At 71.5% G+C, this 21,278-nt stretch carries 18 protein-coding genes; 4 read left to right on the forward strand and 14 right to left on the reverse strand.

Annotated elements, in window-relative coordinates; genetic code table 11:
- Positions 1–27 precede the first annotated feature (27 nt).
- Entirely contained in the window at positions 28–978 is a 951-nt protein-coding gene (locus HNR40_RS22180) for a zinc-binding dehydrogenase (protein WP_184964319.1), read from the forward strand.
- Entirely contained in the window at positions 975–2,465 is a 1,491-nt protein-coding gene (locus HNR40_RS22185; protein WP_312896473.1) for an MFS transporter, read from the forward strand. The genes HNR40_RS22180 and HNR40_RS22185 overlap by 4 nt, the downstream gene beginning before the upstream one ends.
- Here the strand turns inward: HNR40_RS22185 and HNR40_RS22190 are convergent.
- The 4 genes from HNR40_RS22190 to HNR40_RS22205 all read right to left on the reverse strand — a co-directional run bounded on the left by HNR40_RS22190 (position 2,446) and on the right by HNR40_RS22205 (position 5,750).
- Positions 2,446–2,808 carry a barstar family protein gene (locus HNR40_RS22190; RefSeq protein ID WP_184964322.1) on the reverse strand — a complete coding sequence of 121 codons (363 nt, stop codon included), beginning with the start codon at positions 2,806–2,808 and terminating at the stop codon, positions 2,446–2,448. The genes HNR40_RS22185 and HNR40_RS22190 overlap by 20 nt on opposite strands.
- Before the next feature lie 9 nt (positions 2,809–2,817).
- The gene (locus tag HNR40_RS22195; RefSeq protein WP_312896474.1) at positions 2,818–3,231 is read right to left on the reverse strand and encodes a ribonuclease domain-containing protein; all 414 of its coding nucleotides are present in this window, start codon (positions 3,229–3,231) and stop codon (positions 2,818–2,820) included.
- Positions 3,232–3,336: 105 nt separating this feature from the next.
- Complete coding sequence (locus HNR40_RS22200) at positions 3,337–4,287, reverse strand: TerC/Alx family metal homeostasis membrane protein (protein WP_184964324.1); 951 nt, start codon at positions 4,285–4,287, stop codon at positions 3,337–3,339.
- A gap of 323 nt (positions 4,288–4,610) precedes the next feature.
- Positions 4,611–5,750, reverse strand: a complete 1,140-nt coding sequence (locus HNR40_RS22205; RefSeq protein ID WP_184964326.1) for an NAD(P)/FAD-dependent oxidoreductase — start codon at positions 5,748–5,750, stop codon at positions 4,611–4,613.
- Positions 5,751–5,889: 139 nt separating this feature from the next.
- Here HNR40_RS22205 and sigJ point away from each other — a divergent pair, with 139 nt between their 5' ends.
- On the forward strand, positions 5,890–6,801 hold the full coding sequence (gene sigJ, locus HNR40_RS22210) for an RNA polymerase sigma factor SigJ (RefSeq protein WP_184964328.1): 912 nt from the start codon (positions 5,890–5,892) through the stop codon (positions 6,799–6,801).
- Here sigJ and HNR40_RS22215 read toward each other — a convergent pair.
- From HNR40_RS22215 to HNR40_RS22225, 3 genes are all read right to left on the reverse strand, one after another.
- Positions 6,780–7,895: a hypothetical protein gene (locus tag HNR40_RS22215; RefSeq protein WP_184964330.1), complete on the reverse strand. Its 1,116-nt coding sequence runs from the start codon at positions 7,893–7,895 to the stop codon at positions 6,780–6,782. The genes sigJ and HNR40_RS22215 overlap by 22 nt on opposite strands.
- Positions 7,892–8,377: a SigE family RNA polymerase sigma factor gene (locus HNR40_RS22220; RefSeq protein WP_184964332.1), complete on the reverse strand. Its 486-nt coding sequence runs from the start codon at positions 8,375–8,377 to the stop codon at positions 7,892–7,894. Before HNR40_RS22220 ends, HNR40_RS22215 begins: the two co-directional genes overlap by 4 nt.
- An 83-nt stretch (positions 8,378–8,460) precedes the next feature.
- A complete protein-coding gene (locus tag HNR40_RS22225) occupies positions 8,461–9,183 on the reverse strand; it encodes a sulfite exporter TauE/SafE family protein (RefSeq protein WP_184964334.1) in 723 nt (240 codons plus the stop codon).
- 165 nt (positions 9,184–9,348) lie between these two features.
- On the opposite strand from HNR40_RS22225, the gene HNR40_RS22230 reads away from it, so the two are divergent.
- Positions 9,349–10,044 (forward strand): thioesterase II family protein, encoded by a 696-nt coding sequence (locus HNR40_RS22230; RefSeq protein ID WP_184964336.1) that lies wholly within the window; start codon positions 9,349–9,351, stop codon positions 10,042–10,044.
- Between the two features lie 2 nt (positions 10,045–10,046).
- On the opposite strand, the gene HNR40_RS22235 is transcribed toward HNR40_RS22230, so the two are convergent.
- The 7 genes from HNR40_RS22235 to HNR40_RS22265 all read right to left on the reverse strand — a co-directional run bounded on the left by HNR40_RS22235 (position 10,047) and on the right by HNR40_RS22265 (position 21,268).
- On the reverse strand, positions 10,047–14,864 hold the full coding sequence (locus HNR40_RS22235) for a type I polyketide synthase (RefSeq protein ID WP_184964338.1): 4,818 nt from the start codon (positions 14,862–14,864) through the stop codon (positions 10,047–10,049).
- Positions 14,861–16,450: an AMP-binding protein gene (locus HNR40_RS22240; RefSeq protein ID WP_184964340.1), complete on the reverse strand. Its 1,590-nt coding sequence runs from the start codon at positions 16,448–16,450 to the stop codon at positions 14,861–14,863. The genes HNR40_RS22235 and HNR40_RS22240 overlap by 4 nt, the downstream gene beginning before the upstream one ends.
- 22 nt (positions 16,451–16,472) lie before the next feature.
- On the reverse strand, positions 16,473–17,633 hold the full coding sequence (locus HNR40_RS22245; protein ID WP_184964342.1) for a peptidogalycan biosysnthesis protein: 1,161 nt from the start codon (positions 17,631–17,633) through the stop codon (positions 16,473–16,475).
- A gap of 44 nt (positions 17,634–17,677) precedes the next feature.
- The gene (locus tag HNR40_RS22250) at positions 17,678–18,616 is read right to left on the reverse strand and encodes a sulfotransferase domain-containing protein (RefSeq protein WP_184964344.1); all 939 of its coding nucleotides are present in this window, start codon (positions 18,614–18,616) and stop codon (positions 17,678–17,680) included.
- A 169-nt stretch (positions 18,617–18,785) separates the two neighbouring features.
- The gene (locus tag HNR40_RS22255; protein WP_184964346.1) at positions 18,786–20,009 is read right to left on the reverse strand and encodes a HAMP domain-containing sensor histidine kinase; all 1,224 of its coding nucleotides are present in this window, start codon (positions 20,007–20,009) and stop codon (positions 18,786–18,788) included.
- Positions 20,006–20,686 carry a two-component system response regulator CseB gene (gene cseB, locus HNR40_RS22260; protein WP_184964348.1) on the reverse strand — a complete coding sequence of 227 codons (681 nt, stop codon included), beginning with the start codon at positions 20,684–20,686 and terminating at the stop codon, positions 20,006–20,008. The genes HNR40_RS22255 and cseB overlap by 4 nt, the downstream gene beginning before the upstream one ends.
- Before the next feature lie 21 nt (positions 20,687–20,707).
- Positions 20,708–21,268: a hypothetical protein gene (locus HNR40_RS22265; protein ID WP_184964350.1), complete on the reverse strand. Its 561-nt coding sequence runs from the start codon at positions 21,266–21,268 to the stop codon at positions 20,708–20,710.
- Positions 21,269–21,278: the final 10 nt, after the last annotated feature.

The raw sequence follows: 21,278 nt of genomic DNA on the forward strand, positions 1-21,278 counted from the left end.
AGCTGCTATCCGTTTCAGGAGGGGTTCATGCTGGCGATCATCATGCGCGAGTTCGGCGGCCCGGAAGTGCTGCGGGCGGAGGAGGCGGACGATCCCGTGCCCGGCTCCGGCGAGGTCGTGGTGGGGGTGGCCTTCGCGAGCGTGACCTTCGTCGAGACGCAGGTCCGCTCGGGATCCGGCCCGTTCGGCAGGCCGCCGCTGCCGCGCACGCCGGGCAACGGCGTCGGCGGGCGCGTGACCGCGATCGGCGACGGCGTCGACCCCGCGCTGCTCGGCGCGGTCGTGGTCACCACGACCGGCGGCACCGGCGGGTACGCCGAGTTCGCCCGTGCGCGTGCCGCGGACGTCGTTCCCGTGCCGCCCGGGGTCGACCTGCGCGACGCGGTGGCGCTGCTGGCCGATGGGCGTACCGCGCTGCTGCTGACACGGGACGTGCCGCCGCTGGCGGGCGAGACCGTGCTGGTGGAGGCCGCCGCGGGTGGCGTGGGCAGCCTGCTCGTGCAACTGGCCGTCGCCGCCGGGGCGCGTGTGATCGGCGCCGCGGGCGGCGCGCGCAAGGGCGAACTGGTCGCCGCCCTGGGCGCGGAGTTCGTGGACTACACCCGGCCGGGCTGGGCCGGTGGACTGGGCGAGGTCGACACCGTCTTCGACGGCGTCGGCGGGGCGATCGGGGCGGCGGCCGCTGGCATTCTGCGCGACGGCGGTCGCATCAGCGTGTACGGCATGGCCGCCGGCACCCCCACCGACCTGCCCGACGACCAGGTCACGGCCCGCGCCATCCACGTACACGGCCTGACCGGCGCGCCGAGCCCGGACGAGAACCGGGCACTCATCCGCCGCGCGCTCGACCTGGCCGCCGACGGCCGATGGCGGCCCGTGGTCGGGCAGGCGTACCCGCTCACCGAGGCCGCGGCCGCGCACGCCGCGATCGAGTCGCGAGCCACCCTCGGCAAGACGCTGCTGAAGGTCGGCGCGTGACGGTCCGGACTCCCCCGGCGCGGGCCGGGACGCGCGAGTGGATCGCGCTGGCCGTGCTCGGCGTGCCCGCGGTCCTGGTCATGATGAACATGTCCGTGCTCTACCTGGCGCTGCCGACGCTCGCGGCCGATCTGAATCCCGGCGCGGCCGCGCAGCTGTGGATCATGGACATCTATGGGTTCATGGTCGCGGGGTTCCTCATCACGATGGGCAGCCTTGGCGACCGGTACGGGCACCGCCGGCTCCTGCTCGCCGGCGCCGCCGTGTTCACCACCGGTTCGATCATGGCGGCCTGGGCCGGTGACACCGGTGTGCTGATCGCCGCTCGCGCGATCCAGGGTGTGGGGGCCGCCGCGCTCGCGCCGAGTTCGCTGGCGGTGATCCGCCGGTTGTTCGCCGACCCGGGTCAGCGGCGGTTCGCCATCACCGTGTGGATGCTCGCCTTCATGGCCGGCGGCGCGCTCGGGCCGCTGGTCGGCGGGGCGCTCCTGCACTTCTTCTCCTGGGGGTCGGTCTTCCTGGTCGCGGTGCCCGCCATGGTGGTGCTGGTCGCGGCGGCGCCGTACCTGCTGCCCGAGCATCGTGCGCCGGACGCGCGGCGGATCGACGCGGTCGGCGTGGTGCTGTCGTTCCTCGTCCCGCTGTCCGTCGTGTACGGCGTCAAGCGGTTCGCGGCCGACGGCTTCACCGCCGTCGCGGCCGGCAGTCTCGTGGCCGGGGTGGTGCTGGGCGTGGTGTTCGTGGGCGGGCAGAATCGGGCGGCCGCGCCGCTGTTCGACCTGTCGCTGTTCCGGGTGCGGGCGTTCGCCGTGTCCGTCGGGGGCATGGTGGTGGTCGGGATCGTGCTGTTCGGGACCAGCCTTCAGACCTCGCAGTACCTGCAGATGGTGCTGGGTTACTCGCCGTTGATCGCGGGCCTGTGGCAGTTGCCGACCGCGGTGGCCGGAACGGTCGTGGCGTTGTGGGTGTCCGGTCTCGCCGCCCGCGTGCGTCCCGCCCTGCTGATGAGCGGGGGTGCGGTTCTCGCCCTGCTGGGTCCGGTACTGCTCACGCAGGTGGACCGGGAGCCGTGGTTCCTCGTCGGCGGATCGGTGCTGCTGTTCGCCGGCCTCACGCCGTTCATGGCCCTGGGCACCGGCCTGGTACTCGGCGCGGCGCCGCCCGAACGTGCCGGGGCCGCCTCGGCGATCTCCGAGACCGGCGCGGAGCTGGGCGGTGCGCTCGGCATCGCCCTGCTCGGCAGCCTCGCCGCGGCCGTCTACGGCCACCGGCTCGGCGACACCCAGCCTTCCGGCACATCGGGCAGCGGCGACACGCTGGCCGAGACGCTGCGACACGCGGCCACACTCCCCCAGCCGCTCGGCGGCGCACTCGCGGAGAGCGCCAGGGACGCCTTCACCCACGGCATCCACGTGCACGCGCTCGTGGTCGCGCCGCTGCTCGTGCTCCTGGCGGCCGTCACCGGTGTCAGGACAACGCGGCGGTGACCCGCTGACGGAGCGCGGGCTCCTGGTCCTGGTCGGTGCGCAACGTCACGGTCAGGCCGGACTCGGCAGCGTCGGAGAAGACCGCCAGCAGGGTCGCGAACTGCCCGGGAGCTTCGGCGCTGAGCAGGTCCTCGGCGTTCTCCACGATCAGCGCGACGGGCCCGGCGTCACGCAGGCTGTCGGACAGCGCGTCCCAGTTGTGGCCGAAGTAGTCGGGAAAGCGCAGCACCCGCGCCACCTCGGTGAAAAAGGTGGCGCGGGTACGGCAGAGCCGCCCATCCAGCACGGCCGGCGCCGGATCGGCACTCACGGTCAGCCAGCGCGGCAGCGGAGGTGCGGTCATCGAAGGTCCCTAGAGCCGGTAGAAGTCGGTGTAGTGGTTGGGCGAGAACCACGTCACGCCGGTGCCGCGGTTGACGACGATCCGGTACGCGTCACGCGGCGCGCCCTGGGTCCGGGAGTACACGTCGTACTCATGGTAGGTGGCGCCACTGGGGAGCTGGCCTTCGCGGTTGTAGAAGCGTCCGCCGGCGAAGTTGGACCGGCCGTCGGGCCAGGAGTACCAGGTCCTGGTGGTGGGGTAGCCCTTGGAGGCCCAGATCGACTTCGCCGTGCGCGCGTCGGCGCACCGGGACATCGTGCAGGAGTTGTAGACCGCGGCGTGGGCGGGCGCGACGCTGGCCACGCCGATGAGGGAGACGAGGGCGGCGAGGATGACGGTGAGCCTCACCGGCCAGAAGGGTCCGGGGCGGGGCGGAGTGGGCACGAAGCCTCCTTGCGGGGGATGCGACGGACACTCCCATCGTCACCACTCGAATGAGTCCATAAGGGCTAAACGCCGTCAACGGTTGGTGAACATTCGCGCCGCCGGTCAGCGACGGTTGGCGTACAGGCTGGTGAGGGTGACGACGGCGAGCACGGCGACGATGACGCCGAGCGAGACGAGCGTGGGGATCTCCGGCACCCACGGCCAGATGCCGTGGGCCCAGTGCAGGATGAGTTTGAGCCCGATGAAGGCGAGGATGACGCTGAGCCCGTGGTTGAGGTGGCACAGCTTGGTGAGCGCGCCTTGCAGCACGAAGTAGAGGGCGCGCAGGCCCAGCAGGGCGAAGGCGTTGGTGGCGAAGACGAGGAACGGGTCCTGGGTCACGCCGTACACGGCGGGGACGGAGTCGACGGCGAAGACGATGTCGACGGCGAAGATGGCGACGGCTGCCAGCGCCAGCGGGGTGAGGGTTCGCGCGCCGTTCTCGCGGACGAGCAGCTTCGAGCCCCGGTAGTCGGGCGTGACCGGGACGAAGCGGCGCACCAGCCGGACGGCGGGCAGGGTACATACGTCGATCTCCCGGTCGCGTCCGGTCAGCGCGTCCTTCATGACCTTGGCGGCGGTGACCAGGAGGATCGCGCCGAACAGCAGGAACGCCCAGGTGCCGCTGCGCAGCGCCGCGGCCCCCAGCATGATGAACACCACGCGCAGCAGCAGCGCGCCGATGATGCCGTAGAGCAGGACCCGCCTGGCCAGCTCGGCCGGGACCGCGAACGCGGCCAGCACCAGCATGAACACGAACAGGTTGTCGACCGACAACGACTTCTCCACCACGTAACCGGTGAGGAACTCCACCGCCACCGTGGCGCCGAACGCGGCCCACAGACCGGCGCAGAACGCCAGCGGCAGCGCCAGGTAGAAGGCCGACCAGGCGAGCGCCTCGCGCATGCCCACCTCGTGCGGCCGCCTGGTCAGGACGAGGTCGATCGACAGCAGGAGCACCAGGGCGGCGACGGTGGCCGACCACAGAGGTAGCGAGGCGATCGATGTGGACACGCGGCCTCCTCGAACGTGCTCGGCGTTCGAGGTCTCCTTCACCCGACGGTGCGGGCGGCCGCCCGGGGACGCTGCCAAGGTCCGTCTTGACCGGGTCGGCGCTTGAGAAGTACTCCCCTCGGGACTGCCAGGCTATCAAGCCGTTGACCTGGCGATACTCCCAGGCTGATAGTGGAAGGTGTACGGAGGGGGTGATCCGTATGTCGATCACCACGTTGCTGGAGGTTCTGTTCGGCATCCTGCTGGTGTTCTCGACGATCATCACCATCGGCGTGCTCTGGACACCTCCGCCACGCAACCGCAAACACCACTGACCTGCGGGCTCAGCTCGCGGAGAGTGCGGACGGCCGGCGGCCGCCCTTCACCCAGAACGCCGAACCCGGCCTGCCGGCCTCGCGGCGGATCCTCGACATCACGAACTTGCAGGTCAGCTCCTTGTACGCGCCGCCCAGACGGCCGCCGAAGTAGACGTTCATCGCGCTGTCGTCCTTGCGGGCGAACTGCCGGATCCCGTCACGCCGGCCGAGGCTGACGCACGACCCGGTGAAGGCCAGGTCGATCATCGCCGGTTCGGTTCCCGCGATGCGGCTCAGCACGGTGTCGGCGGCCTGCGCGCCGAGCGGCCCGGCGGCCTGGCAACTCATCCGCAGCGGCCGGCCCGAGGGCGCGGCGGCGTCCCCGGCCGCGACTATGCGGTCGTCGTCGACGCTGGTCAGCGTCTCGTCGGTGAGCAGACGGCCGATCGCGTCGGTACGCAGGCCGCTGGCGGCCGCCAGCCCAGGCACGCCGAAACCGGCGGTCCAGATGGTCAGCGCGCTCGCACGCTCCGTGCCGTCGGCGAGGATGACCGCGTCCGGGTAGACCTCCGTCGCCGAGACGCCCTCCAGGACGGTGACGCCGTGCCGGGCCAGCCACCTGGCGATGTACCGGCGGCCTGGAACGCTCAGGGACGGCGCCAGCGCCCGGCCGCACACCAGCGTGACCTGGCGCCGCTGTTCGGCCAGTTCGGCGGCGGTCTCGATGCCGGTCAGCCCGCCGCCGACCACGACGACCGGGGCGGCGACGGGCGTGTCCGCCAGCCTCGTGCGCAGCAGCCGCGCCGAGTCGAGGTCCGCGATGTCGTACGCGTCCGGCGGCGCGGCCCCGGTGCTGCCGACCGCGTAGATGACGTAGTCGTAGTCCAGCGAGCGGCCCGACGCCAGGCGTACCGTGCGGGCGGTGGTGTCGATGCGGGTGACGCTGTCGACGACCAGCTCGATGCCCGTGCCGAGCAGCGTTCCGTAGTCGGCGGTGGCCCGGCCGGTGCCGGCCGCGAACTCGTGCAGCCGGATGCGGTCGACGAACTCCGGCCTGGGGTTGACCACGGTGATGTCGACGTCGGCGCGCAGCCGCAGGTGGTTGGCGGCGAGCGTGCCGGCGTAACCGCCGCCGATGACGACGACCTGGTGCCTTGGCGTGAACATGGCGAGATCCCTTCTCGAACTGTCTCGCCGGTCCGACAACTCATCACCGCGGAATGTGAGGTGACCCCGCCGACCTCACAATTGACCGGGCTGTCCTGTCGAACGGGGAAAGCCGCGAATCAAGGGAGCCGACGAGCCGATGACCCTCCAGCCCGAGCCGATCATGCGCGAGCGGCGCCAGCTGATCAATCTCGCCTATCGCCTCCTCGGTTCGCTGGCCGACGCCGAGGACGTCGTCCAGGACGCCTACGCCCGCTGGTACGCCATGTCCAGCCAGGAGCAGGACGCCATCGTCGTCCCCGGCGCGTGGCTGACCAAGGTCGTCAGCCGCCTGTGCCTCAACGTGCTCTCCTCGGCCCGCGCCCGGCGCGAGACCTACGTGGGCGAGTGGATCCCGGAGCCGCTGCCCGAGCCTTCTGAGCTGGGCGGCGGCATCGCCGTCGATCCGGCCGACCGGGTCACGCTCGACGAGTCGGTCAACATGGCGTTCCTGGTCGTGCTCGACGCGATGACCCCGGCCGAGCGGGTCGCGTTCATCCTGCACGACGTCTTCCGCTACCCCTTCGCCGAGGTGGCCGAGATCGTCGGCCGTAGCCCGGCGGCCTGCCGTCAGCTGGCCTCGTCGGCCCGCCGCCGCATCGGCGCAGCTCGTACCCCCGTGACCCCGGCGACCCACCAGGCCCGCATCGTCAGGGACTTCAAGCGGGCGTGGGAGGCCAAGAACATCGACGCCCTGGTCAGCCTCCTCGATCCCGGCGCCACGGCGACCGGCGACGGCGGCGGCGTGGTCTCGACCTTGCTGCGTCCCCTTGAGGGCGCCGAGCAGATCGTGCGCTCGCTGGTCCAGCTCGAGAGCAGGTTCCGCGACATGACGGTGCTGGAGCGTATGGTCAACGGCCGGCCCGGCCTGATCGCCCAGCAGGACGGCGTCACCGTGTCGGTGGTCGCGTTCGAGGTGGCCGGCGACCGGATCACCCACATCTGGGCGGTACGCAACCCCGACAAACTCCGCTCCTGGCACCAGGAGGATCAGCCGGGACGCAGGGAGTAGGCCGTCATCGTCGCGGGCAGTTCGGCGATGCGCGACAGCGCGCCCGTGGTGATGTTCCAGCCCAGCAGCCGGACCCCGCTCTCGACGATCACCGTGTCGTGGCCGATCCAGCCGCGCACCGGGCAGCCGCCCTTCCCGCACGAGGGAAGCAGCAGCGTCCTGACCACCCGCCCGGAGGCGATGTCGGCCACCACGACCACGTCGGCGCCTTCCGCCAGGCCGGGCCGCGCGAGCGCGGACCTGGCGACGAGGTCGTCACGCTGCCAGCCGTGGTTGCCCAGCACGCCCACGGGCATGCTGCCCTCGTCGGTGAGGTTCTGGACGTCGAGCCGCACCTCCCCCGACCCGCGCTCCTGAAGGACGGTCCAGCCGCCCTCCTCGGGCGAGACGATCCTGAGGTCGCGATAGCCCGCCACACCCGTGAATCCCTTGTACGGCTGCCGCCGCGCCTCCCCGGTGGACAGGTCGAGCAGGTAGTTGGCCTTCTCCTGCTCGACGAGAAGCTGCTCCCCGCGCCAGAGCACGATCTCGTTGAACCCCGGCACCGGGTAGCGGTGGGCCTGGCCGACCACCAGGTCGACGACCACCACCGCGTCCTTCTGCGGGAAGGCGGCCCGCGTTCCTTCGGGGGCGAGCGCGTTGGGGTTCAGCGAAGTCGCCCCGTCGAGCGGGACGCGGCCGGCGGCCTTCATCAGGTAGATCCGCCCGTCGCCGAACTCGGCCAGCGCCAGGACGGGTCCGGGAGCCGCGTTCACGACGGGGATGTCGGCCCACTTCTCCGGCAGCCCGCCCGCCGCGACGGGCAGCCCGGCCTGCTCGCGGGCCGCGGGCGCCCGGTCCATTGGGGCTGACGACGGGGCCGATGGCGTGCCGGTGACGGCTGGGGTCTCGGTGGTGCCGCGCTCGACGCGCTGTGGGAACGCGGTGATCCCCACCGCGACGAGCGCGGCCACCGCGAGCACGGCGACGATCGCCCACCGGCGGCGGCCGCGGCCGCCGGTGCGCCGCCGCCAGAGTTCGTCCGCGTGTGAGGACCCCTCGGGCAGGGTCTCGGCGAGGTCCTGGAAGAGCTCCCGCAGTCTCTGGTCGGTCATATCAACACCTCTTCCAGTTCGGGAGCGACCTCGCGCAGCCGTTTGAGCGCCGCGTGCGTCTGGCTCTTCACCGTTCCGGACGAGACCCCGAGGATCTCGGCGACCTCCCCGACGGGCAGGTCCTCGTAGAAGCGGAGCACCAGCACCGCCCGCTGCTTCACCGGCAGCCTGGCCAGGGCGCGGGCGAACACCACCTTCAGGTCCGACGCCTCGGAGGGGTCGGGGTCGGCGTGGTCGGGCGGCTCCCCGTAGGCGAACTCCCGCCGCCTGCGCCAGCGGGAGGCCACGTCCCTGTACAAGGTGGTACGCACGTAGCTGACCGGGTCGGTGTGCACTTTCGACCAGCGGCGCGCCAGCTTGATCAGGGCATCCTGGAGCACGTCCTCGGCCAGATGCCGGTCACCGCTGATGAGGATGGCCGCACGCAGCAGCCTCGGGTACCAGGCGGCGACGAAGGCCTCGAACGCCTCGGAATCCCTCATATAGAAAAGACGGCTGAGAGGGGGTGAACGGTTGGGTCTTCCATGAAATCCGCTGTTTTCCGGGAGCTTGACAGCGGCGCAGGTCAGCCGTTGAGCGCGCTGGAGAGGGTCACCACGGCGCTGACGATGAGGGCCAGCAGCACCACCTTGCGGAAGCGATCCGGATCGATACGACTAAAGATCGCATTTCCTATGAAATACCCCAATTGCACAACCGGCAGGCCCACCAGCCCGATCCAGATCGACTGCTGGTTCACCTGCCCGGCCACGGCGAACCCGATCAGGCTGAGCACGCTGGTGCCCGCGAACACCACCGCGAGGGTGGCACGGAACTTGGCGGGGTCGTAGCCCATGCCCTGGAAGGCGGCGACCATCGGCGGCCCGTTGGTGCCGGTGGAGGTCGACAGCGCGCCGGAGATGAGGCCGACTCCCACCAGGATGGGGATGTTCCCCTTCACCTTCACCCGCCGCCACACCATCAGCGTGCAGCCCAGGACGCCGATCCCGATCAGCACGGTGAGCACCTGCTCAGAGGTGATTCCGTACACCCAGAGGCCGAGCGGCATGCCGAGCACGATGCCCGCCATGGCGATCATGGCCACCCGCCACTCGGCGTGCTCGCGCTGGCGCACGGCGACCGTGACGGTCATGGCTAAGGCGGACGCCGTCGTGGCGACCACGGCGGTATGGGGGTCAACCGTGAGGGCCAGCAACGGGGTGGCGACGAGCGCGTAACCGAAACCGGTCACCGCGTGCACCGTCGAAGCGATAAGGATGATCACGGCGGCGGCAATCAGCGTCGACACCTGTCACACTTTGCCACAGATCTACGTAAATGAACCAGTGGTCGCGGAAAATTACCCGCTGTTGCGATAAATGGAGACCGCCCGGGATCGGCGCTAAGCTTTGGCAAATAGCTGGTAAGGCGTGTCCTCACACTTCGTCAATTGGTGGCAATAGGAGCGAATGACGTGGGTGGTCAGGAGTCTGCGAACTACATCGTCAGCCCGGCACTCGACGGCGGCCCGGCCGTCATCTTCGTCCCCGGCCTGGGTGGCCGGACGAAGTTCGTTGACCAGTGGAACGAACCGGGACGGTTACCCGTCATCCGCCGGGCCAACTGGAGCGAGCCGATGAGCGTGCCGTCCGTCGACGAGCGGGGCACGGCGCTGGCGTCCCTCATCACGGAGTCCGGCGCCACGGACGTCGTGCTGGTGGGCCACAGCATGGGCGGGCTGGTCTGCCTGGAGGCGGCCAGGCACCTGGAGCGGCGGCTTCGCGGCACCGTCATCATGTGCCAGTACCCGCCGCACCGCACGCCCCTCTCGCCGCTGGCCGAGCTGCCCGACCGGGCGCTGGCCGAGGAGATCGAGGCGCCGCCGCACATCATGGACACGGCGGCGCTGCCCGAGTACGCGCGCCTGTGGCGCTCCGAGTACCACCTGCTCAACCGCTATCTGGAGTCGGATCCTCGGCCGATGCTCCACACGCCGATCATCGCCGTCGGCGCCATCGACGACGCCAGCTCCTGGGACACCGAGTGCCTCAACGACTGGAACCAGTACACGACGGACGGCGTCTCGGTCCAGATGGTCGAGGGCGGCCACCAGATGGTCGAGCAGCTGGATCCCGAGACGCTCCGCGAATGGATCGGAAAGGTGCGCTGATCTCACTCGGTCAGCCGCCGCAGCTCGGCGACCAGTTCGGCCACCGTCGGATGGTCGAAGATCGCCGCGATGCCGACGTCCACGCTGAACGCCCGGCGGATCTCCTCCACCAGCTCCACCGCGGTGAAGGAGTCGCCGCCCAGGTCGAAGAAGTCGTCGTCGGGGCCGACCGCGTCCACGCCGAACGCGGCGCCCCACATCTCCGTCAGCCGGACCTCCAGCGACGCCTCGTCCGACGGCGCCGGAGCCTGCTCGCGACCGGGTGAACTCGACCGTCCGGCGTCGCGGGCGTCCGGCCTGAGCGCGACGTTCCTCAGCACCGCGTCCTCCCCCGACATCGTGATCGCCACCTGGCGGTGGCCGGGGCCCCGCAGGACGCGCAGCAACATGCCGACCCCGGTCGCGGGCGAGATCCCGTCGTCGGCGGCGCGCTGCTCGCGAGGGGCCACCATGGACTCGTCGACGCGGCGCATGGTGAAGCCCCTGACCTCGACCGCGACCTCACCACCGGCCGTCAGCACGTCGATGTCGGCCACGATCGTGTCGGAACCGCTCGGGCGGCGGCGGATGTGGCTGTAGGCACGGGCCGGAATCGACCGGTGCACCACGATCGACTGGTAGGCGAACGGCGCGTGCGGCGGCTCGTGGTCGGGATCGCGGGCCAGCGACACCGCCGCGTCCAGCAGCGTGGGATGCAGCGCGTGCTCGTCCAGCTCATGCCCGAACGCCGCGGGGAAGGTGAGTACGGCCAGCTTCGTGCCGGCATCCGACGGTGAGGTCCAGATCTCCTCCCCCGGCCAGTGCGGGCCGATGGTGAACAGCCGGTTCTCCGCGTCGTTCCTCGGAACCCGCCGCTCGGGCAGCGACGCGAGCAGGCCCTCCAGGTCCACCTGCTCGGCGGCGGCGTCCACCAGCCCGATCTCACCCGTCGTGTGGACCCGGTAGTCGTCGGAGGACAGCGGCGCGCTGCGCACGGTGAACCGCCAGGAATCCTCGTGCGCCTCGAAGCCGACCTCCAGCGAGACGGGCTCCGGGGTGGTGATCGGCTGCCGGAAGACCATGTGACGCAGCCGCGCGGATCGCCCGTCCGTCTGGCCGATCGCCTCGCGGAAGGCGCGCAGCACGAAGTCGACCTGGGCGGTGCCGGGCAGCACCGGGACGCCGTCCATGCGGTGTTCGTCCAGGATCGGGTAGTCCTCGGCCGACAGCGGGGTCGACCACCGCACCTCCGTCCCCGGCCCGGAACGCGCGCTCTGGCGGGCGGCCATGCCGACCTCGGACCACGACGGCCAGTTGATGGTCGTCGCGGCGACCCCGGCCAGGGGCTGGCGGCGTACCACCGCGTCGAGGAAGGCGTTCGCGGCGGCGTAGTCGGCGCCGCCGACCAGGCCCCGGAGCGCCGCGCGGCTGGAGAAGGCCACGAAGAAGTCCAGCTCGGCCCGGCCCCGCAGGACCTCGACCAGCGCCAGCGTCCCGTGGACCTTGGGCGCGAGCGTCGCCGACATCTGCTCCCGCGTCCGGAACTGCAGCATGCCGTCCCCCACCACGCCCGCGAGGTGGAACACCCCGTTGACGGCGCCGAAGGAGTCGAGCACGCGCCGCAGCGCGGCCGCGTCGGTCACGTCGCAGGACTCGACGCGACACTCGGCGCCGAGGGCCCGGATCTCGGCGAGCGCGGCGTGGTGCCCGCCGGACACGGTACGGCCCAGCAGCAGCAACCTCGGCCGCGTACCGGTGTCGGCCAGGCCGCGTGCCACGGCCAGGCCGAGGCCGCCGAGCCCGCCGGTGATGACGTAGGCGCCTCCGTGCCGCAGGTCGACCGGGCCCGGCCCGTCGGGGACGAGGTCGCGCTCGCCGGGAACCCAGCGCCGGTCCCCCCGCAGCGCGACGATCTCCGACCGCTCCAGGCCGCGCAGCTCCGCGAGCAGCCGGTCGTCGCTCACGCCGTCCTGGACGTCGATCAGCTTGCACCTGGCGCGCGGGTTTTCGAGCATGTAGCTGCGCAGGAGTCCGAGCAGCATGGCCCGCACCGGATGCACGCTCTCGCCGCCCGTCACGTCCGCGGACTGCTCGGCTAGGACCACGACGTCGCGGGCGCGTTTGTCGGGCGCCCGCGACGCCGCCTCCCGCAGGATCTCGGCGAGGCGGTGGAATCCGGCGTCGAGCTGGTCGTCGATGCCGCTCAGATCAGGTTCGGCCAGGGCGCCGAGCTGCGTCGCGTCGATGACGAGCTCCGGATACCGGCGCGATTCCCGCAGCTCGTCCAGCAGCCGGGCGACCTCAGCGGATGAGGAGCCATAGGGCACCCGCGGCACGTCGCCGAGCAGGGCGAGCAGGTCGCCGGCCCGTCGCGGATCGGCGGGCAGGAACACCAGCGCGGGACCCGGGATCTCAGCGCCGGGAGCTACGGCCGGTGCGGCCTCCACCCACGTGGGCAGCCGGAAGACCGCATGCCGTTCTGCTTCCTCGATGACGGGCGCGTCGTTCGCGGACGACGCCCGCTCGATCCAGAACCGCTCGCGCTGGTACGGATAGCCCGGCAGCGGCACCCGCGCACCCGCCCCCGCCGGCCAGTTCACCTCCGCGCCCAGGGTCCACATCCGGGCCAGGGCGTGCAGGAACGAGCTGCGTTCCGTGGCGCCCTTCGACGGCCCGCTGGGGAGCGTCGGGATCGCCAGGTGCCGCTTGGCGCGTACCTGCGGATGCGCGCGGGCCAGGGTGGTGAGCGTGCGCCCCGGGCCCACCTCCACCAGCACCCGGTCACCGTCCGACAACACGGCCTCCAGCGCCTGCTGGAACAGGGCGGGCCCGGTGAGCTGCCCGATCCAGAAGTCCACGCTGCGCGCCTCGGCCGGGCCGCCGGTGGAGGCGGAGTAGATCTTCCAGCGGGGTCTGCGCGGCACGATGCCGTCGAAGGCCAGGCGGAAGCGCTCGGCGGAACCGGTCGCACGGGCGCTGACCAGCCGTACCGCCTCCGGGAGCGTGAACACCTCGGCCAGCCCGGCGGCGGCGAACTCCCCGACGCCCTGGCCGAGCAGCGCGTCGGGCTCGACGCCCAGCGCCAGCCAGAGCCGCCCCAGCGCGTATTCGACGCTGAAGGGCGAGGTGTCCTGCAGCCCATCGGCCGCGAAAAGGGCGGCGCACTCATCGAGCGCGGCGCGGAACACCGGCTCGGTGCGATAGAGCTCCGCCGCCATCCCGGCGTGCCGCGCGCCTTCGCCCGGGAACAGGAACACGGTGCTCCGGTCCACCGGTTCCTCCGGCGTGACGATCCGCCGCGCCGGATCGAGTACGGCGGCGGCCGCGTCGGACACGCTCTCCACCACCACGGCCCCGCGGACCGGGTGCGGCGTGCGCCCCTTCTGCAGGGTGAACGCGATCTCGGAGAGCGGGTCCGCGCTGTCCTTGAATGCCCGGGCGAGCCGCTCTGGATACGCCTCGGCCGCGGCCGGGGTCCGTCCCGACCAGACGATCAGCTGCACCGGCTCCGGAGCAGGTTCGGTCGCGCGGGCCGGCGCCTCTTCGAGGATCGCGTGCGCGTTCGTGCCGCCGATCCCGAAGGAGCTGACCCCGGCCAGCCGCCGGTGGCCGTCCGCCCGCGGCCACGGCCGCGCCTTGTCGTTGACGACGAACGGCGAGTTCTCGAGGTCGAGGAGCGGGTTGACGTTCTCGACGTTGATGCTCGCCGGAATCCGCTCGTGGCTCAGTGCCAGCGCCGCCTTGATCAGCGAGGTGATCCCCGAAGCGTGGCCCAGGTGGCCCACGTTCCCCTTGATCGATCCGATCGGGCAGGCGGGTGCGGCCGGGGACCGGCCGCGGAACGCCTTCTTCAGCGCCGCGATCTCGATGGCGTCGCCCAGGCGGGTCGCGGTGGCGTGCGCCTCCAGGTACCCGATGTCCTCGGGGCCCACGTCGGCGGCCTCCATGGCGCTCAGCACGACCTCCGCCTGCCGCTCGGCGCTGGGCGCGGTGAAGCCGACCTTGTTCGCGCCGTCGTTGTTGACCGCCACGGCGCGGATCACCGCGACGATCCGGTCTCCGTCGGCCAGGGCGTCGGTGAGCCGTTTGAGCACGACGACGCCGACGCCGCTGGCGAAAATCGTGCCGGTGGCCGCCGCGTCGAAGGGGCGGCAGTGGCCGTCGCGGCTCAGCGGGCCGTCCTGGGCCCACCAATAGCCGTGGCCGACCGGGAACTCGACGTCCGCGCCGCCGGCCAGCGCGACGTCGCACTCCTGGAGGCGCAGCGCGTTCACGGCCAGATGCACGGCCACGAGCGAGCTCGAACACGCGGTCTGCACGGTCATGCTCGGCCCGTGCAGGTTCAGCTTGTAGGAGACCAGCGTCGAGGCGCTGTCGGGGTTGTTCCACATGCCGGCCGCCATGCCGGTGGCGCTCCGCAGCGCCTCAAGGCTGCCGAGCACCCGGCCGATGGCATAGCGGTTCGCGGCGACCGAGGAGAAAACGCCTGCTCTGCCCAGCTTCGCGGCGTCGTAGCCCGCGTTCTCGACGGCGGCGTGCGCCGTCTCCAGATACAGCCGTAGCTGGGGGTCGCAGGTCTCGGCCTCACGCCTGGTCAGGCCGAAGAACCCGGCGTCGAACAGGTCGACGCCCTCGGGTTCCGCCACCGCCCTGACGTAGGCCGCGTCGTCCAGCGCTTCGCTCGGCACGCCGCTCGACCGCAGCTCCTCCTCGACCGGGAAGCGCACCGCCTCCTGCCCGGCGACGAGGTTCTCCCAGAGCTGCTGGGTGTCGTGCGCCGCCGGGAACCGGCCGGCCATTCCGATGATCGCGATCGGCTCAACGAGGTTGCCCATCATCATCCGCCCTCCGATGCGTCAGCGCCGGTTTCCCGCAGATAGTCGGCGAAGCTGTTCAGGCTCGGATACTGGAAGACCAGCAGGGGTGAGATCTCCGCCCCGAGCCGGACCGAGACCTCCGACACGAACCGCATGAGCGACATCGACGTGAACCCGGCCTCGAAGAAGCCGCCGTCGGGGTCGATCTCGCCGCCGCCGAGCGCCGAGCGCGCGCTCTGGTGAAGAACCTCCATCAGCGTCGCCGCCGCTTCGTCGTCGTCCGGCCAGGCGTCCCGTACCTCGATGCTCGACGGCATGACCGCGGGGTCCAGGTAGTCGCGCAGCACCGCGCGGATCTCGTCCTCGGTGGCGGTGCCGCCCACGACGGTCAGGCGTACGGACCCGACGCCCGCGCTGTCCTCGACGAACGTGGCCACCGACTCGACGACTCCGGCGACCTTGGCCGCCGCGCCCTCGATCTCGTCGAGCTCCACCCGGGCGCCGTTGACCTGGACCTGCCGGTCGGCCCGCCGGACGAAGCACATCGAGCCGTCCGGCAGCCGTCTGACGATGTCACCGGTGTCGTACCAGCGTCGCCCGTCCTGGCCGGGCGACAGCAGCGGCGTTCCGTCGGTGTAGCCGAGCGCGCAGGCGGCCTCTTCCACGTGCAATCGCCCTTCACCGTCGGCGGGGACGATCTTGATGACGGCGTGGCCGAGCGGGCGTCCGATGGGGACCGGGTCCTCGCTCGCGGCCCCCTCGCCGGGCGGCACCTGGTGCATGCACAGCACCTGCGGGGTCTCCGACGCGCCGTAACAGTTGGCGATGGTGGCGTGGGGGGCGAACCCGGCCGTCGCCCGCAGCGCCGCCGCCGTGAGCCGTGCCCCCGCCGAGCAGACCAGCCGCAGGCTGTCGACGGGCGGCGACGAGCCCGCCATGAGCTGCAGGAGGACCGGCGAGCCCTGGAGCACGGTGATGGCGTGCTCCGCCAGCCAGGCCGCCATCAACCGGGGGTCGGCGGCGGTGCGGCGGCCGGGGATGAACAACGTCGCGCCGGTGAGCCAGGGCGCGATCAGCTCCCGCAGGCTCGGGTCGTGACCCGGCCTGCTGAGGAAGGCGACCCGGTCGGACGCGTCCATGGGCAGTTCCTCGAAGAACGCCGTCGTCGCGGCCTCGAAGGCGGTCCGTCCCACGACGATCCCCTTGGGGCTGCCCGTCGTGCCGGAGGTGAAGAGGATGTGACTGGTCTCCTCCGGCTGCTCGTCCGCGGTGGTGTCCAGAAGGTCCAGGCGGCCCGATGGTCCGAAGGTCGCCGCGGCGCGGGTGGCCGTCAGCGCGCCGCGTACCCGCTCAGGACCCCAGTCCCCGAGGATCGCCGGTACGGCTCCCGCGCCCCAGACCCCCGCGAGCCGTGCGACGAACTCCGGGCCGCGCTCCGCGGGCACGCCGATCACGCGGCGCTTCAGAAGATGACTCTCGACATGGCCGGCGACGTCCTCGCCGAGTGCGGCGACGTCGCCGAAGGTGAATTCACGGCCCTCGTGGACCAGGGCGATGCCGCCCGGGTCACGAGGCCGTCCGAGAAGCCCCCGTTCGTGGCCTCGGCTCACGCTGATCTCCCTCGTTGTCACGTCACAACAGCTCATCCCACACGGCGGGAAAGTAGGTGGGATGAGTGCTGCGTAACTTGCGCCAGTACGTTTCGCGATCCTCCGCCTGCGCGGCGCCGAGCTGACGGTCCCCGCCGTCCGCCGCCGCCCACGCCAGGTGCACCAGCGGAAGCACGGCCGAACCCCGCCGGGCCTTGCCCAGCTCCGCCCCCGCGCCGGTGACGACCGTCGACAGCCCGGCCGCGTAGGCGTGCTTGATGGGTTCGTAGATCGCCGCGTTGAAGTACACGAAAGGGTCGGGCGCCCCGTCGTCGAGACGCCCGAAATCGGTTACGTACAGCCGGTCGTGCCAGCGGCACATGACCCCCGTGCCGACGACCCGGCCCTCCACCCGGCACAGGAGCGCCGTCGCCGCGCCGTCTCCCAGCGCGGAGGCGTAGGCCGACAGCCGCCGGGTGACCACGTCCACGCTGTACGCCATCCCGTGCTTGGCCCGCACGTTCACGATCATCGGCGCCACGGCCGGGATGGCTTCACGCAGAGGCACGGTCTCGGTCGAACAGTCCTTGGCGAAGACCCCCGCCTCCCTGCGCGCGCTGGTGCGGGTGTTGCGCGGCAGCGTCGCCAGGTAGTCGTCGAAGCCCGCTCCGGGGAGCTCCAGCTCGGTCTGCGCGACGCTCGCCAATCGGTGGTGATCTCCGTCGGCGGTCAACGGAGCGAGGTCTCTCCACGCGGCGGCGTCGAGAAACAGGAAGAACGTGTACGGGAGCCCGCGCTCGGCCGCGACGGCGCCGGCGGCCTCCCGGAGCGCGCGCAGGACGGCGGTCCTGGTCGGGCTCGGCAGGGTGCGGTCCACGATGAGCCGCGTGCTGAACCCCGCGCAGGAGCCGGCCAGCAGTCCCAGCCGGCCACCGCGCGAGCCCGCGGCCAGGAGATCGCGGAAGTGGAGTTCCGGCCAGCTCAGGTAGTCGCCGCGGCTGGGGAGTGAGTCGTAGAGGGGCAGGGCGCCGAGGACGCGCGGGTCCCCGGGTCGCCGGGCGATCAGGTACGTGACGGGTGCGTCGCCGGACTGCTCCAGGGCCCTGAGCCACGCGTGGCTCTGGAACATGTCCCGCGGGTCGGCGACGTCATTCCACGCATGCTCGGAAATGTCGCCTAGGGAGGCGACGCGCTTGACCGTCACAAACTCAAGCGCGTCGGGCGGTTTATCCGGAATTTCCTGATTTATCATCGGTTATCTGGTCTGTGATGGAGCCATTCGAGCAAGCCAGGCTCCGCGAGTTCGGCCATCCGGCGGTCGTAGTGCGCCCGGTCCTCGGCGGTGAGGAACTGCTCCCATTCGCCCGACTTACCACTGCGGAAAAAGCGTTCGCGATCACGGATGTAGCCCAGTTGCTCGTCCGGCGCCAGTTCGGTCGCCCGATCGCGCATCTGCCGGAACGTGGCCGCCTCGACCAGCTCAGGCCATCTACTTTCGGGGATGTCGATGCCGAGCCGGTCCGCGAGCCGGCGCATCTGCCCGGCGAGGTCGGCGGAGAGATCGGCGTAGTGCAGCAGGATGACGTTCGGATTCTCGCGGCGCACCCACGCGCGGCTCTGCGTCCAGATCAGCGCACGCAGCGAGTCGAGGTTGACGAACGGCGAGTCGTCGTTGTCCACCCAGCGTAAGGTGTACGACCGCTCGTCGAGCAGGTCGCGCTCGTCATAGGCGTCCACCGGCGCCTCCGACCCGCCGGGTCCCGGGTGGGCGGCCTGGTTGATCAGCCGGCGGATCACGTCGCGCTTGAGGTTCTTGCCGTGGCTGCGCAGGGATATGGCGACATCGCGGGGGTCGCGACCCACCGTGATGTAGGTGACCTGCGGATCGGTCGGGATTCCGTCGAGCGGGATGTGGGTCTTGATGAAACGGCGGTGCTGCTGCGCGGCCAGGCGGTCCCAGACCTCCTGCTTCGGACGCACGAGCATGTCGATCCACGGGGAGAGGCTGGACAGGGGCCCGGGCAGCCGGGGCGTCTGGAAGATCAGGAGCGCGCAGATCATCTGCGTCCAGGTAGTGCCGCACTTCGCCGGCGAATTGATGACAATGTCGCCAGGCCGGAATTCGAACCCGTCCCACCGGGAGCTGTCCTCCATCGGTGTGAGGTAACGGGCCAGATGCGTCGTCATCGACGTGATTTTAATCATCGTTTGGCAATTAAGGAAGGGATGAAATTGCCTGAACTCTTTCCGTATAGGAAATACCGTTTGACCATATTCTCGATCTGATGGGAAGGGAATTGGTAAACACTGGTATAACTCGATATGGAAATACCAGGTCAGCGGCCAAGTCATGCCGCTAAGGCAGATCGAGGGTGACCAGCGCGCCGCCCTCGGGCGGGTTGGCAAGGGTGAGGCGGGCATCCAGCACGGCCGCCTGCCCGGCGGCGATCGTCAGGCCCAGGCCGTGGCCCGCGGTGGCCGGGTCGGCCCCCTTGCGGAACCGCACCGGACCCTCGCGCAGCAGATGGGCGGGGAAGCCCGGGCCGTCGTCGTGGACGGTGACGCGGGTGCCGTCCACGGTGACGGTGATCGGGGGCCGGCCGTGCCGGGTGGCGTTGGTGAGCAGGTTGGCCAGGATGCGCTCCAGCCGGCGTGGATCGGTGGCGACGACGGTGTCGGACTCCACGCGTACCAGCGCGCCGGGGGCGAGCGCGGCCACCCGGCGGGCGACGAACTCCCCCAGGGCGAGGTCCGACAGCGCGGGCCGTTCGGTGGCGGTGTCCAGGCGGGCCACCTCCAGCACGTCCTCGACGAGGGCGCGCAGCGCCTGGACCCGGTCGCGGACGATGTCGGTCATCCGGCCGGGCGGCAGGAGTTCGGCGGCGGTGGTCAGGCCGGTCAGCGGCGTACGCAACTCGTGGGCGATGTCGGCGGTGACCCGGCGTTCGGCTTCCAGGCGGCCCTGCAGCGCTTCGGCCATCGCGTCCACGGCCTGGGCGAGCTCGGCGGCCTCGTCGTGCGAGCGGCCGCCGATCGCCGCGCCGACCCGGACGGTGGGGTCGCCGGCGCTGACGCGGCGCGCGGCCCCGGCGGCCCGGCGCAACCGGCGCGACAGGCGCGCGCCCACCGCGATCCCGGCCAGCGTGCCCCCGGCGCCGGCGGCGACCGAGCCCAGCAGCAGCACCCGGTCCAGTGCGGCCAGTTCGTCGAGGCTGGGCTGGTAGTCCGAGCGCAGGGACAGCACGTGCCCGCCGGTGCCGGCCGCCGCCCAGACGTAGGTGCCCTCGGGCGTCTGGCGCAGCGCGGTGGCGACCGTGCCGTCCCGGGCCGCCGCGCGCAGGTCGGCGGGCAGGGCCGGGTCGTCCAGCCGGCTGCCGAAGGCGGCCTGGCCGCCGCGCTCGTACTCGCGCAGCAGCAGCCGGATGCGCTCTGTCTGCAGGCGGTGGGCGTCGTCGGCCTGGGTGCGGGCGTAGGCGAGGTGGACGATGAGGCTCAGCGTCACCGCCACCAGCACGCTGACCGCGGCGACGGTGGCGCTGATCTTCCATCGCAGGCTGGTCCGCCGAGGCCAGGCCCTCACCCGGGCTCCGCGCGCAGTTTGTAGCCGAACCCGCGCACGGTCTCGATGCGGTCGGGGCCGATCTTGTTGCGCAGCCGCTGCACGTGGATGTCGGCCACGCGGGAGTCGCCGCCGGCGGCGTAGTCCCAGACGCTCTCCAGCAGCACGTCCCTGCTGAGCACCGTGCCGGGCGACTCGGCGAAGCGCAGCAGCAGCCGCATCTCGGTCGGGGTGAGCGCCACCGGCCTGCCGCCCCGCAGCACCCGCACGCCGTCGACGTCGATGTCCACGTCGCCGAAGCGCAACTGGCCGGCGCGCTGCCCGGTCGTGTTCTGCTCGCTGCGGCGCAGGACCGCGCGGATGCGGGCCAGCAGCACCGAGCCGTCGAACGGCTTGGTCACGTAGTCGTCGGCGCCGGCCTCCAGGCCGACGACCACGTCCACGGCGTCGTCCCGGGCCGACAGCATGATCACCGGGATGAGGCTCTCCTCGCGGATGCGGCGGCACAGGCTCACGCCGTTCATTCCGGGCAGCATCACGTCGAGCAGCGCCACGTCGGGGGTGCGGGCGCGGAAGGCCGCCAGCCCGGCCGGGCCGTCGGCGGCGGTCGTGACCGTGAAGCCGTCGCGTTCCAGCGCCACCTGGGTCACTTCCCTGATCACCTCGTCGTCCTCGACGAACAGCACGTGCGCTTGCATGGGAGTTCCTTCCGTGCCGTCTCAGGCGCCGTCGAGAACGAGCGCGCGGCCGTTCCAGCGCAAGGGTGTGGACGAGGTCGAGGTCGGGCAGTCGGCTGCGTCGCCGGGCATGTACGACGGCCTTACCAGGACCAGGGCGGCGTTCTGGACCTCGACCCGGCTGCCCGCGGCCTGGTCGGCGAACACGCGCCCGGCGGGCCGGTCCTGCGCGAAGCGGTAGACGTAGGTGCCGCGGGTGCCTTCGTATCCGCAGGTACGGCCGGGGCAGGTGTAGACGGTGACGGCCAGGAGGCGCACGCTCCCCGGGTCGCCGGACAGCGAGATCTCATCGGAGTAGATCGGATACCGACCGTCTGAGCACCGTTTGATGGCGGAGGTGACCTTCGTGCCCAGGCGCGGATCCTCCCGCAGCACCCGCATGCCGTCGAGGTCGGAGGGCGTGCCCATGGCCGTCAGCGCCGGCGCCGGCGACGGTGAGCTCTGACCCGCCGGGCGCTCCAGGCGTACCCGCGGATCGATCCCGCACCCGGCCAGGAGCAGCGTCCCGGCCAGGACGAGCACGGCGGCGTTTTTCGGCGACATACGGCCGATA

The sequence above is a fragment of the Nonomuraea endophytica genome (assembly GCF_014203235.1).
Classification (GTDB): domain Bacteria; phylum Actinomycetota; class Actinomycetes; order Streptosporangiales; family Streptosporangiaceae; genus Nonomuraea; species Nonomuraea endophytica.

Bases quoted from the DNA above. Each gene is read 5' to 3' on its own strand.
- HNR40_RS22180 (WP_184964319.1), top strand. From the start codon at position 28: ATGCTGGCGATCATCATGCGCGAGTTCGGCGGCCCGGAAGTGCTGCGG.
- HNR40_RS22190 (WP_184964322.1), bottom strand. From the start codon at position 2,808: ATGACCGCACCTCCGCTGCCGCGCTGGCTGACCGTGAGTGCCGATCCG.
- HNR40_RS22205 (WP_184964326.1), bottom strand. From the start codon at position 5,750: ATGTTCACGCCAAGGCACCAGGTCGTCGTCATCGGCGGCGGTTACGCC.
- sigJ (WP_184964328.1), top strand. From the start codon at position 5,890: ATGACCCTCCAGCCCGAGCCGATCATGCGCGAGCGGCGCCAGCTGATC.
- HNR40_RS22215 (WP_184964330.1), bottom strand. From the start codon at position 7,895: ATGACCGACCAGAGACTGCGGGAGCTCTTCCAGGACCTCGCCGAGACC.
- HNR40_RS22220 (WP_184964332.1), bottom strand. From the start codon at position 8,377: ATGAGGGATTCCGAGGCGTTCGAGGCCTTCGTCGCCGCCTGGTACCCG.
- HNR40_RS22235 (WP_184964338.1), bottom strand. From the start codon at position 14,864: ATGATGATGGGCAACCTCGTTGAGCCGATCGCGATCATCGGAATGGCC.
- HNR40_RS22250 (WP_184964344.1), bottom strand. From the start codon at position 18,616: ATGACGACGCATCTGGCCCGTTACCTCACACCGATGGAGGACAGCTCC.
- cseB (WP_184964348.1), bottom strand. From the start codon at position 20,686: ATGCAAGCGCACGTGCTGTTCGTCGAGGACGACGAGGTGATCAGGGAA.
- HNR40_RS22265 (WP_184964350.1), bottom strand. From the start codon at position 21,268: ATGTCGCCGAAAAACGCCGCCGTGCTCGTCCTGGCCGGGACGCTGCTC.